Raw genomic sequence first — 11,915 nt, 5'->3', positions numbered from 1 at the left:
TTTAAAACTTTTCTGTTTTGATATCAAAAGAAAATATTTTGGCTTCCGCCAAAAAAACCATTCTGTCTGAAAGTGAGTCTGTTGCAAAATTAACCCATTATCTTACCGATGATTTTGCCAAGTCTGTCGAATACATTTTTAACGCAAAAGGAAGACTGGTTGTCACCGGGATAGGAAAAAGCGCGATCATAGCACAAAAAATGGTCGCTACTTTCAACTCCACAGGGACACCTTCGATGTTTTTGCACGCGGCAGAAGCCATTCACGGAGACCTTGGAATGGTACAGCCTGACGATGTGGTCATCTGTATTTCAAAAAGCGGCAACAGCCCGGAAATAAAAGTATTGGTCCCTTTATTGAAACGGTACGGCAACCCGCTTATCGGGATCACGGCCAACCTGACTTCGTACTTGGGAAAAGAATCCGATGTGGTCATCAATGCCCATGTGGACCACGAATCCTGCCCTAATAACCTTGCTCCGACAAACAGTACAACCGCTCAATTGGTTTTAGGCGATGCCCTGGCCGTTTGCCTTATGGAGATGCGTAATTTCAAAAGTGAGGATTTTGCCAAATACCATCCAGGTGGCGCCCTTGGCAAAAAACTGCTGCTGCGCGTGACCGATATGCTAGACAGGACACATAAACCTGTAGTGAGACCTGATTCATCCATAAAAGATGTGATTGTGGAAATCTCGGAAAAACGACTCGGAGTAACTGCCGTTATCGAAAATGACAAATTGATCGGAATCATCACCGATGGCGACATCAGGCGCATGCTGAACAAAACCGAAACCATTTCGGGGCTTACCGCCAAAGAAATCATGACGGTTAACCCAAAAACCGTTCAGTTGGATTCAATGGTTGTGGATGCTTTCAATATTTTGGAAGATTTCTCCATAACGCAACTGGTAGTAGAAGACCGCGGCGAATACATCGGTATCCTGCATTTACATGACATTTTAAAAGAAGGAATCATATAATGGCGAAGAAGAACAAAAGCGAAATGTCATTTTTAGAGCATCTTGAGGAATTAAGATGGCTCCTGGTAAGAAGTACTATTGCCATATTGGTAGCATCGACCGCCGTATATTTTGTCAGCGATTATATTTTTGACACGATCATATTCGGGCCGACACACCCTAGTTTTTATACCTATCGTTTTTTCTGCGAGGCTTCGCATTACATAGGCTTTGCAGACAGCATTTGTATTGAGGAACTTCCTTTTACCATCCAGAACACCAGCATGGAAGGACAGGTCAATGTTTTCGTATGGACGTGCATCACAGCCGGTTTCATACTTGCCTTTCCGTTCATCTTATGGGAATTATGGAAGTTCATCAGCCCTGCCCTATACGAACACGAACGCAAGAATGCCAAACTTTTCATATTCATAGCGTCCTTTTTGTTTTTCCTGGGCGTTTTGTTCGGTTATTTTGTAGTGGTTCCGATGTCAGTAAATTTCGTAGCGACGTTTTCGGTGAGTGATGTGGTCAAGAACGAATTCAACCTGGATTCCTATATCGGGATGATCAAAACCTCTGTCATTGCCAGCGGATTGTATTTCGAATTGCCTATCATCATTTATTTCCTGACCAAATTGGGATTGGTTTCGGCCACTTTCCTTCGGACATACCGGAAATACGCCATCGTTATCGTATTGATCATTGCAGCTATTGTAACACCTCCGGATGTTGTAAGCCAGGTTACGGTAGCCATCCCTATGTTATTAATTTACGAAGCCAGTATTTTCTTATCGGCCTTCGTAGCTAAAAAAGAAAGACAAAATGAGCAACTTAGTTAAGGAATTCAATGATTACCGTTCTAAAATGAACGATAAGCTATTAAACGACAACAATAAAGTCATTAAGAGGATTTTCAATTTGGATACCAATACTTACATGGAAGGCGCTTTGGATGTAAAAACCAAAGAACTCCTGGGTTTGGTAGCTTCAGCCGTTTTGCGTTGTGACGATTGTGTGAAATACCACCTGGAAACCAGCTATAAGCTAGGAGTAACCAAAGAGGAAATGATGGAAACCATGAGCGTTGCCACATTGGTTGGAGGCACTATCGTAATCCCGCACCTGCGCCGTGCGTATGAGTTTTGGGAAGCATTGGAAGAAAATAAATAATTGTTAATATCTGATTTGCTTATTTGTTAATTCGTTACTTTGCGGATAATCGAATAGCCAAACCGGACGAATAACCAAAAGGAACAATGATATTAAGAGCTGAAAATTTAATAAAAACCTATAAAAGGCGTAGTGTTGTAAAAGGGATTTCCGTAGAAGTAAACCAAGGGGAAATCGTAGGTTTATTAGGCCCTAACGGAGCCGGGAAAACCACTTCTTTTTATATGATTGTAGGTTTGGTAAAGCCAAATTCGGGGAACATTTACCTGGATGATATGAATATTACCGATTATCCTATGTACAAACGCGCGCAGAACGGAATTGGATATTTAGCCCAGGAAGCCTCTGTTTTCAGGAAAATGAGCATTGAAGACAACATCCTGAGCGTATTGCAATTGACCAGCTTGTCCAAGGCAGAACAAGAAGCCAAAATGGAATCGCTTATCGATGAATTCAGTTTGCAGCATATCCGTACCAACCGTGGGGATTTATTGTCAGGTGGTGAGAGAAGAAGAACGGAAATCGCACGTTGTCTGGCTACCGATCCGAAATTCATCCTGCTTGACGAACCCTTTGCCGGTGTAGACCCAGTGGCGGTAGAAGACATCCAGCGAATCGTGGCGCAACTGAAAAACAAAAACATCGGCATCCTGATTACCGACCACAACGTACAGGAAACATTGGCCATTACCGATAAAACATACCTAATGTTTGAAGGTGGGATCCTAAAAGCAGGTGTCCCGGAAGAATTGGTGGAAGATGAAATGGTCCGCAGGGTATACCTTGGCCAGAATTTTGAGCTCCGCAGAAAGAAAATCGAGTTTTAGCCTATGACTGAAACTATTGACAATCAAGAATTTAAAATCGAAATAAAAGGAAGTTTTCTGAATACTTACCAAGGAAAACTTAGTATAAATTCTGAGCATATACTATTCAAAAAGAAGAATTTATTTAAAAATAATTCAATCCAATTTGATAAATCAGAAATAAAAGAATATAAGCTTGGCATTAAATGGATTCGTGGTTATAAATTCACGATTGGGCGTGATTATCAAATATTCATACGAAATCAAAAAGGCAAAACACTCAAAATCAGCCTCAAAAGTTTTTATGGCATCAATCCGAACAGCAGCCATGCAAAATATATTGCCATTACAAATGCATTATGGGAATATCATTTTGGTGAAATAGCTTCCGTTCTTTTTAAAAAATTTAAAGACAACGAAGAATTTACAATTAACAATGTTCGTTTTACTAGTGAAAACATCACAATTGAAACCAATTCTTTTCTGAAAAGAAAAAAAGTCGTCATTGATTGGAAAGCTGTTCAAACAAAGGATTACAACACGTATTTTGCCATATTTTCACAAAAAAACCCTGCTGATATAAATCAATGTTTCAGCTATAAAGACGACTGGAATACATTTATATTATATAGCGTTGTAAGAACTATTCTTAAAAACAATGAAAAACCCTGACAAGCAAACTCTTGAAAAATGGCATAAAGATCCGGACAATTGGAAATGGGGGATTTTTTATTACAATCCGGAAGATGAAAGGCTGTTCCCTCCCAAAAAGCAAGCCTGGATGGGATGGACGGTAAATTTCGCCAACAGGAATTCCACACTGGCATTTATTTTCATCATGCTGGTAACCTTCGCCTTAGTTTCTAAAGGGATCTTATCAGGAACCTAAAAAGCAATCCTATGAAATCATTTCCCTTTTTACCGACATCAAAATGGCTGTTGCTCCTTCAAATCGCTTTGGGCTTATTTATGATGGCTCATGGAAGCATCAGGATATATGCCGGAACGGTGGATGGTTTTGGAAGTTTTTTAAATGACAATCATTTTTTCATCGGAAGGATAATCGCATGGGCCATAACCCTTTTTGAAATCACCGGAGGCTTTTTACTGCTGATGAACCGCTTTAAAAAGGTCATCTGTTTTCTTTTTATCCTCCAGTTGATCATGGGGATTGTTTTGGTACATGCGGCCAACGGCTGGTTTGTCGTAGGATATTCTACAGGAGGAATGGAGTACAGCGTTTTATTGATCGTATGTTTCTTCCTTACGGCTTCGCATCAGGAGCCAAAAACTATTTGATCAGGATTTCCTTCAGTCCTACGGAAGTCCCGTTGTAGATATTGGCATCCACGCAGCCTTTTATACCATCGGCTTTGGCGCTTTCGGAAATTTGCCAGATAGACCATTCATCATCAATATCCTCATAAACAGAAGTGTAATTTGCAATCCAGAAAGGATATTCCTCAAAATCATCCCTCAGGAAATCAACATAATAGCTTTCGCTTGAATAAATGATAGGTTTTACGCCGTAATGCTTCTCTACGATGGACAACCAGCGTTTGAGCCCCACTTTCAACCGTTCTATGGATTGTTCTTTTGGAAGTTTTTCAATATCCAGGACAGGCGGGAAATCACCTTCGACCAAAGTTACGTTTTCGATAAAATTATTAGCCTGCTCGACCGAATTCTCATTAGGCCTGTAATAATGGTAAGCCCCGCAGATGAATTTCTTTTGCTTGGCTTTCTTCCAGTATTTTTTGAACTTACGGTCAGCCCTGTCATTGCCCACCGTGGCCCGGATGAAAACAAATTCTATCGGATAGCCGCCCTCCAGTTCCTTTAGTTGTTCCCAGTCGATTTCGTCCTGGTACTCGGAAATATCTATCCCGAAGGATTTCTCGATATGGGTATCCAGCACTTTATCCAACGGAACCATACGGGACTCGGCATAGACGATTTTATCCGTCTTGAAACCCAGGTAATAGGCCAGGACGTTTCTTTGGCTGTACAAAACGACCAAAACCGCAAAAACAAAGAAAATACCGTAAAAGATACCGGATTGGGAAAAGGATTTTGTCCCTTTTTTGACCGGTTTACGAACAGCCGGCTTCTTCTTTTTGACTGCCATACATTAACTGGCCTTTTTAGCCATGGCATTATTAGCTATCGAAAGCAGGATATAAAACACTATCACCACCGGTATCCCCAAATACCTGAAAACCAGCAGTAAAATAATAGATGATGCCAGAAACAAAATCTGCAAAGTATTCTTCTTGAAGCTGAAATCCTTGATTTTTAGGGAAAACAACGGTATTTCGGCATTCATGATATAAGCGCTTAAAAGAGTGATCGCTATCAAAACCCATTGATTCCCAAGACAATCCACAATCGTGGAATTTTGGTGGTGCATGGCAATCAGGGGCAGGCTTAGCATAAAAAGCGCATTGGCAGGAGTTGGTAATCCTATAAATGAATCCGTCTGGCGGGTATCGATATTGAAATTGGCCAAACGGTAGCAGGCGCCAAGGGTTATGACAAATCCAAGATAAGGCAAAAAGGAAACGGCAGGAGCATTGGTATAATCATTCTTCAACAGCATAAACATCACATACCCCGGGACAACCCCGCTGGTCACCATATCTGCCAACGAATCCAATTGCAGTCCCAAAGGGCTCGAAACCTTAAACAGCCGGGCAAAAAATCCATCGAAAAAATCCAGGAATATGCCCAGGCAAACAAAAAGGAAAGCCATTTCAAATTTGAATTCACTCACAAATACCAAAGCAATGCAACCGCAAAATAGATTCAATAAAGTGATGATATTGGGAATGTGCTTTTTAATGTTCATCTGGAAAATAGTTTGAATTATAGATTCGGCAAATTTAATACAATAAGTTTATACATTCCAGAGTTTATTATATCAGTTTTTTATTTAATCTTTGTCTAAAATTAATTTTCCGTTGAAAAAACTAGTTTCTCTCTTATTTATACTTGGTTTCAGCGTGTCACAAGCGCAGACAATTCGTAAATATTCAAACGAATTCATGAATATTGGTGTAGATGCCCGGGCTTTTGGTATGGCAAATGCAATGGTGGCCCATACGGCCGATGTAAATTCCGGTTATTGGAACCCTGCGGGCCTGCTCAAGATCGAAGATAGCCAGGGAGCCCTTATGCATGCCAGTTATTTTGCCAATATAGCCAAATACGACTATGCCGGTTTTGCCAAAAAAATAGACGACCGGAGTGCCTGGGGCGCTTCTATTATACGATTTGGGGTGGATGACATCCTGAATACCACAGAATTAATCGATTCCAACGGAAATATTGATTACAACCGCATCAGCTTATTTTCTACAGCCGATTACGGTTTTACGTTTTCCTATGCCCGCAAACTGCCAATACAAGGGTTTCAATACGGTGTCAATGCCAAAGTCATCAGGAGGATTATCGGTGATTTTGCCAATTCCTGGGGATTCGGTTTTGATGTGGGGCTCCAGTTTGAAAGGGACAATTGGCAATTCGGCTTAATGGTACGGGACATTACCACTACATACAACATCTGGAACATTGATGAGGAGGAATTTCAGAAAATAAAAGACGCCCAGACACAAAACCCGCTGCAAAACCAGGATTTGCCTGAAACCAGCGAGATCACGTTGCCCAAAGCACAATTGGGAATGGCCAAAAAATTCGAATTCCATAACGAAATGTCCTTATTGGCTTCTGCAAACCTGAACATGCAGTTCCAACAGACCAACGACCTTATTTCATCCAGTTTCGTAAGCATTGATCCGGCCATAGGATTTGAAGGCGGTTATAACGACCTGGCTTTTTTACGGGTAGGATTTGGCAATTTCCAGAAAATACAACAACTCGACGGTTCCAACAAAACAGGGTTCCAGCCTAATTTCGGGGTTGGATTCCAGTACAGGGGCATTTCCGTAGATTATGCCTTGACCGATTTAGGGAACCAAAGTGCCGCCTTATATTCCAATGTTTTTTCATTGAAAGTGGATTTAAGCATCTTCAGATAAAATATTCCCATGAATAAAAAACTACTGCTGCTTTTCTGTATTTTGGCCTCTTTCAGCGGATTTTCGCAGCATTCCCCTATTACGGAAAACACGAAAGTAAGTATCCTTACGGTCGATGTCGCCGATGAATCCCACACGCTTTACGGCCATACCGCCTTAAGGATCCAGGATCCGGTAACTCATTTTGATGCGATTTACAATTATGGAATGTTCGATTTCAGGACCGAAAATTTCATCCTGAAATTCGTAAAAGGAGATTTGCAATACTACGCCGCTTCCTATCCGTATGCTGATTTTGAGTACAGTTACCAAGTAGAGAACAGGTCTGTTTACGAGCAGGTCCTCAATATTTCCTTAGCCGAAAAGCAAGAGATATATGAGAAACTCCATACCTCCATGTATTCTGACGAGCGGTTTTACACCTATAAATTCATTGACAGGAACTGTACCACCAAAGTAATAGATGTGGTCAATTCCGTTTTGAAAGGCAAACCAATCAAAAATACCTTGCACAAGACCGAAAGTTACAGGAATGTGCTTTTCCCGTATGCCAACCATCATTATTACATGCAATTGGGCATCAATATTATTTTTGGGGAAAGAGTTGACCATCAGGCTGAAACATTGTTCCTTCCGCTGGATTTGATGAATGTCCTAAAAAACACTTCGTATAAAAACAAGCCTTTGGTGACCCAAACCACTACAAATTTTAAAGCCAACAGGACAGAAGCTTTTTCTTTCCTGGACAGTATTTACTCTTTGATCGCAGTTCTTCTGGTAGTTATCCTTCTGAACAAAAAAGCGACAAACGTCCTTTATTTTTCCCTATTGGGCTCTATCGGATTGTTATTTTCGATGATCGGGATGTATTCGTACCACAGGGAGTTATTATGGAATTACAATGTGCTACTTTTCAATCCTTTGTTTTTGCCGCTGGCATTCTTCATACTTAGGAACAACACCAAATGGATCAAAAAGATTTGCTGGGCCAGTTTGTTTTTATTAGGCGGCTACCTGATTTATATGTTCTCAAAAGTGCACTTGATCATCGTCTTACCGCTTATTATTGCCACGGGAATACAACTGGCAAGATTACTCCTGAAAAAAGACCGGTAATATTATTATTGCCCCCTGTAAAATAAAACGGTACTGATGGTTTTTATGGTGATGTTGAAATCCAGGAAGATACTCCTGTGCTTGATGTAGTACAAATCGTATTGCAGTTTGATAAGGCTGTCCTCGATAGTTTCCCCATAAGAATAATTCACCTGTGCCCAACCGGTCAATCCGGGTTTTACCACATGCCGGGTTTCGTAAAAAGGCATTATTTCGGCAATTTCCTTTACAAAAACAGGCCTTTCCGGCCGCGGACCGATAACGGCCATATCACCTTTAAGGATATTGATGAACTGTGGGAATTCGTCGAGCCTGGATTTTCTTAAAAATTTACCAAACGGGGTAATCCTGGAATCGTTTACCGTAGCAAAAACAGCACCTGCAGATTCTGCATTGGTGACCATCGAACGCAATTTATAAATCCTGAACACATTTCCGTTCTTCCCTACCCTTTCCTGAGTATAAAACAACGGGCCCCGGTTTCCGATGGCATTCCCAATCAGGACAAAAGGCAAAAACATCATCCCGGCCAACAAACCAGATAAAACGAACAAAATCTCAACGGCCCTTACCAGCATCAGGTACAATTGATTGTGGTTGCTTCTGGAAAAAGGGAAGTATTTATAAAAATCCCTCGCAACATACTGAACAGGAATGCGTTGCGTAAGACTTTCGTATACCTGTGTATATTCGCGGACAATCAAGCCGTTTTCGAGGAGTTTAATGAGTTTATTGTAAAGGTCAACAGTAATCCCTTCTGTTTTTTGGGAAGCGATGACAATTTCCGATACGTTGTTCTTCCTGATGAATTCCTCCAGTTCCGTTAATGCGATGGCTTCAACCGAATGGCCACCATTACCGCTTGTCCCGGAATTTACGTACCCGACAATCCTGTAATGCGGATCGACGGACTGCAGCCCTTTTACCAGTTCGGAAAGCTCGTCATTTTCACACACCAGGATAACACTTTTCAGGAAACGGGTCGAAGCAAAAAATTTCACATACAAGAAGCGCCATAACAGCAATGCCGATAAAATAGCCAGGTAAAACAATAGTATCTGCAATCGGTTTTCCGGTAAAACCGGCGTAAAGAAAGGTGTGAGAAGGTAAACCAATACGGTAGAAGTACTGGCGAGCACAACACTTTTAGTCACCTGGAACTGATTGCTGGCAACCTGCAGGTTATACATTTCAAAAACCGTCCCGAAAAACAAAATATATAAAGACAATACCAGCGTCCAATAAAAATTGGTGGTGGAAATCTTGAAATAATGGAAATCAAAAATGCTTCCCAACAGGTGTAATAACATCAAAACAAACACCACATCAAAAATCCTGAGAAGAATTTTTCTTTCAGAAATTTCAAAGTGTATTTTTCTTCCATTGTTCATTGGTTTTGTATTTTAGGGCAAAAAATAACGAGACAAAAATAACGAATATTTAAAGGAATATGGAAATTAATTGCAGTCAATAATCCTTTAGAAAGGCTATTTTAACACTGCATCCCATTTTACTTTCACCGTGTCCCAATCCCAGTTTGCCGCTTTGGCCCTGGCATTGCCAATAATTTTATCCGATAATCCTTTCTCTTCTATCAACCTGATTATGGCATCGCCCATACCTTTGGCATCGTTGTCTGTTACGAGTAATGCTTCCTGGCCATCGTTAAGCAAAAAAGGGATACCTCCCACATTTGTTGTCACTACAGGCATTCCCAGGGCCATGGCTTCCATGACACTTACCGGCGTGTTGTCAAAATGGGTCGTATTGATAAAAACATCATATTCTTCCGATAGGGCAATCCATTCTTTTTTGGATAATTTCCCGGTAAAAGTGACAGATACAACTCCTATCTCATCAGCATAATTACGGGTTTCGGCCAATGAGCCGTCTTTATCGGGACCTACCATGCATAAAGAAGCGTCCTGGTATTTTTGCTGCAGCCGATGCAATACGTCAACTGCCATTTTAGGGTTGTAAATGGAAGCAAAAGCCCGCACCCATAATATTTTAGGCTGTATCGAAGGCCTGTCCTTACATGGATATTCTTCCAGTTGCAATACATTCGGGATAAAAGCCAGGTTAGCATAGCCTTCTGCCTTGAATGCTTCGAACAAATAGCCTGAAGGCGCCACATTCCGGTAAGCATTCCCAAACAGCATTTTGCAAAGCGATGGATTTTTAGCCAACCGATCGGGTAAATTCCCTCCATGCAAAATAGGGATGTACCGCATTCTGAGCAGACGGCATAACTGCGCCGTAGCAAAGGCATACCAAAAACTCGAAGTGCTGTAGGTATCGATCAAAACATAATCTGATGTACTGCCGCGGGCCACTGCCAAAAGCATATCCAACAACCGCAACGGCAAACTTTTTTTAGAGGAAGCATAGGTAACAGCATATCCTTCTTGTTCCAAAAGAGGCCCAAGTGTTTCTATGGTCGTCTTGTTCAATCCGTGGGAAGACAGTTTATTCCCTATGTACAACAGGTTTTTCAACGAGTATGACCTTTAATAACGTTAATGAATAAATAAAAGCCGACGCTGCAATACGCATGGCAGCATGGTTTATGGTAAGCAACCAGAAAATGAAAAAGGAAAACAGGAGGATGTGCTGTTTGTTATTGACATAGAAAAGCAAAGGGGTTACCAGCAAGATAATTAACCCTAAAATCCCTAACATACCGTGTTCGGAAAGCATACGGGTAATTTCGTTATGCGATGCCGATTCGATACCAATCATCTCCTTTCGGATTTCCTTGCTCTTTCCTACCCCAATTCCTGTGATAGGGTTTTCGAGGAACATTTCAAATTCGGAAGCGGCCAATTCTTCCCGCCCGGAAAACTTGCTTGCTTTTTCCCTTCCCAAAGCATCTTCTCCCTTATAACGGTTTAAAATAAGCCCGCCGGTCTGCGAAACGCTGTACGTAAAAACCCCAACGCCAAAAACAGCCAGGAAAAACCCTACGAGATTGATCTTGAACCTGCCTTTGAGGGAAACGAAAGGATACACCGCCAAAAGAAGCACAATAATCATCATAAGGCCCGTATAAACGCCTCCTCTGGAAAAAGTGATCAGGCCACGGTAACTTAATGCAAGTAAAAAGCAGACATTGAAAACGATAACAAAAATATTTTTGGAGAAAAACAGCAACCTCGAAAAAACCAAAAACATCCCCAAACCCAATACGGTAGAAACCTGGTTAGGCCCGAAACCTCCTGAAGTGGCAGAATTGGAATCGGTTCCGGTAACCACATCGCGTATGTTCGGGTTGTATAGGAACAGGTAAATCAGCATGGCGGCTATGGGATAGAGCATCCAGCGGCTCATCTTTTCAAAATCGGTTAACCTAAAAGGTTTGTCTACGGCATAAATACTGCAAATGGCCAGGCAAACAGGCCCTAAGATATTGAAGACGATAGCTTTTCGGATATCTACATCAAAACTTAAATTCAGGGCACCGTAAATAATCCCAGGGAGCAAGAATAGGAAAAAAAACCAGAAAGGGATGCTTTTCCGGGAAATTCCCTTAAAATAAATGCCCAGCAGCATAAAGATGATAACGCCGTATTTGGCAAATTCGTTTCCGATGTTCCCTTTGGTCATCCGCAGGAAAACCTCAGCTCCCACAAGATAAGCGGCGCAAAACAGCACCTCATTGTTCCGGTTTTTGTTTTTGATGATGATATAACATCCGCCTACCAGGATAAATATGGCGTATACAACCGAAACAGGACGAAATACAAAAAGAAAAACACCTAACAATAGATGCAGCGATATAACATTTAAGTAGTTGTTAGTCCTGATTGGCATATTTTTAT

At 41.3% G+C, this 11,915-nt stretch carries 14 protein-coding genes; 9 read left to right on the top strand and 5 right to left on the bottom strand.

The window, feature by feature from the left end:
• The first annotated feature begins 17 nt into the window (after positions 1–17).
• From E4635_RS13530 to E4635_RS13500, 7 genes are all read left to right on the top strand, one after another.
• The gene (locus E4635_RS13530; protein ID WP_169630270.1) at positions 18–983 is read left to right on the top strand and encodes a KpsF/GutQ family sugar-phosphate isomerase; all 966 of its coding nucleotides are present in this window, start codon (positions 18–20) and stop codon (positions 981–983) included.
• A complete protein-coding gene (tatC, locus tag E4635_RS13525) occupies positions 983–1,804 on the top strand; it encodes a twin-arginine translocase subunit TatC (protein WP_135527228.1) in 822 nt (273 codons plus the stop codon). The genes E4635_RS13530 and tatC overlap by 1 nt, the downstream gene beginning before the upstream one ends.
• Positions 1,788–2,135, top strand: a complete 348-nt coding sequence (locus tag E4635_RS13520) for a carboxymuconolactone decarboxylase family protein (protein WP_135527227.1) — start codon at positions 1,788–1,790, stop codon at positions 2,133–2,135. The genes tatC and E4635_RS13520 overlap by 17 nt, the downstream gene beginning before the upstream one ends.
• 86 nt (positions 2,136–2,221) lie before the next feature.
• A complete protein-coding gene (gene lptB / locus E4635_RS13515) occupies positions 2,222–2,962 on the top strand; it encodes an LPS export ABC transporter ATP-binding protein (RefSeq protein ID WP_135527226.1) in 741 nt (246 codons plus the stop codon).
• Between the two features lie 3 nt (positions 2,963–2,965).
• On the top strand, positions 2,966–3,613 hold the full coding sequence (locus E4635_RS13510; protein WP_135527225.1) for a hypothetical protein: 648 nt from the start codon (positions 2,966–2,968) through the stop codon (positions 3,611–3,613).
• Positions 3,600–3,830, top strand: coding sequence for a DUF5808 domain-containing protein (locus E4635_RS13505; protein WP_135527224.1), 231 nt, complete (start codon positions 3,600–3,602; stop codon positions 3,828–3,830). Before E4635_RS13510 ends, E4635_RS13505 begins: the two co-directional genes overlap by 14 nt.
• 11 nt (positions 3,831–3,841) lie before the next feature.
• Positions 3,842–4,240, top strand: a complete 399-nt coding sequence (locus tag E4635_RS13500; protein WP_135527223.1) for a DoxX family protein — start codon at positions 3,842–3,844, stop codon at positions 4,238–4,240.
• Here the strand turns inward: E4635_RS13500 and E4635_RS13495 are convergent.
• Both E4635_RS13495 and E4635_RS13490 read right to left on the bottom strand, forming a co-directional pair.
• Complete coding sequence (locus tag E4635_RS13495) at positions 4,233–5,069, bottom strand: glycoside hydrolase family 25 protein (protein ID WP_135527222.1); 837 nt, start codon at positions 5,067–5,069, stop codon at positions 4,233–4,235. The two genes, E4635_RS13500 and E4635_RS13495, sit on opposite strands and share 8 nt — an antisense overlap.
• A 3-nt stretch (positions 5,070–5,072) precedes the next feature.
• Entirely contained in the window at positions 5,073–5,789 is a 717-nt protein-coding gene (locus tag E4635_RS13490; RefSeq protein WP_135527221.1) for a CDP-alcohol phosphatidyltransferase family protein, read from the bottom strand.
• A 112-nt stretch (positions 5,790–5,901) separates the two neighbouring features.
• On the opposite strand from E4635_RS13490, the gene E4635_RS13485 reads away from it, so the two are divergent.
• On the top strand, positions 5,902–6,978 hold the full coding sequence (locus tag E4635_RS13485) for a putative type IX sorting system protein PorV2 (RefSeq protein WP_135527220.1): 1,077 nt from the start codon (positions 5,902–5,904) through the stop codon (positions 6,976–6,978).
• A gap of 9 nt (positions 6,979–6,987) precedes the next feature.
• Positions 6,988–8,094 (top strand): lipoprotein N-acyltransferase Lnb domain-containing protein, encoded by a 1,107-nt coding sequence (locus E4635_RS13480; protein WP_135527219.1) that lies wholly within the window; start codon positions 6,988–6,990, stop codon positions 8,092–8,094.
• 5 nt (positions 8,095–8,099) lie between these two features.
• Here E4635_RS13480 and E4635_RS13475 read toward each other — a convergent pair whose 3' ends face one another.
• From E4635_RS13475 to E4635_RS13465, 3 genes are all read right to left on the bottom strand, one after another.
• Positions 8,100–9,485 (bottom strand): sugar transferase, encoded by a 1,386-nt coding sequence (locus tag E4635_RS13475; RefSeq protein WP_135527218.1) that lies wholly within the window; start codon positions 9,483–9,485, stop codon positions 8,100–8,102.
• Between the two features lie 96 nt (positions 9,486–9,581).
• A complete protein-coding gene (locus E4635_RS13470; RefSeq protein WP_135527217.1) occupies positions 9,582–10,592 on the bottom strand; it encodes a glycosyltransferase family 4 protein in 1,011 nt (336 codons plus the stop codon).
• On the bottom strand, positions 10,564–11,907 hold the full coding sequence (locus E4635_RS13465; protein WP_135527216.1) for an O-antigen ligase family protein: 1,344 nt from the start codon (positions 11,905–11,907) through the stop codon (positions 10,564–10,566). Before E4635_RS13465 ends, E4635_RS13470 begins: the two co-directional genes overlap by 29 nt.
• Positions 11,908–11,915: the final 8 nt, after the last annotated feature.

It is taken from the genome of Flavobacterium humi (assembly GCF_004745595.1).
Classification (GTDB): Bacteria; Bacteroidota; Bacteroidia; order Flavobacteriales; family Flavobacteriaceae; genus Flavobacterium; species Flavobacterium humi.
This window is presented reverse-complemented; position numbering and strand designations above follow the sequence as displayed.

What these genes read in the sequence shown, in the direction of transcription:
- tatC (WP_135527228.1), top strand. Translation starts at nt 983, where the DNA reads ATGGCGAAGAAGAACAAAAGCGAAATGTCATTTTTAGAGCATCTTGAG.
- E4635_RS13520 (WP_135527227.1), top strand. Translation starts at nt 1,788, where the DNA reads ATGAGCAACTTAGTTAAGGAATTCAATGATTACCGTTCTAAAATGAAC.
- lptB (WP_135527226.1), top strand. Translation starts at nt 2,222, where the DNA reads ATGATATTAAGAGCTGAAAATTTAATAAAAACCTATAAAAGGCGTAGT.
- E4635_RS13510 (WP_135527225.1), top strand. Translation starts at nt 2,966, where the DNA reads ATGACTGAAACTATTGACAATCAAGAATTTAAAATCGAAATAAAAGGA.
- E4635_RS13505 (WP_135527224.1), top strand. Translation starts at nt 3,600, where the DNA reads ATGAAAAACCCTGACAAGCAAACTCTTGAAAAATGGCATAAAGATCCG.
- E4635_RS13500 (WP_135527223.1), top strand. Translation starts at nt 3,842, where the DNA reads ATGAAATCATTTCCCTTTTTACCGACATCAAAATGGCTGTTGCTCCTT.
- E4635_RS13495 (WP_135527222.1), bottom strand. Translation starts at nt 5,069, where the DNA reads ATGGCAGTCAAAAAGAAGAAGCCGGCTGTTCGTAAACCGGTCAAAAAA.
- E4635_RS13490 (WP_135527221.1), bottom strand. Translation starts at nt 5,789, where the DNA reads ATGAACATTAAAAAGCACATTCCCAATATCATCACTTTATTGAATCTA.
- E4635_RS13480 (WP_135527219.1), top strand. Translation starts at nt 6,988, where the DNA reads ATGAATAAAAAACTACTGCTGCTTTTCTGTATTTTGGCCTCTTTCAGC.
- E4635_RS13475 (WP_135527218.1), bottom strand. Translation starts at nt 9,485, where the DNA reads ATGAACAATGGAAGAAAAATACACTTTGAAATTTCTGAAAGAAAAATT.
- E4635_RS13465 (WP_135527216.1), bottom strand. Translation starts at nt 11,907, where the DNA reads ATGCCAATCAGGACTAACAACTACTTAAATGTTATATCGCTGCATCTA.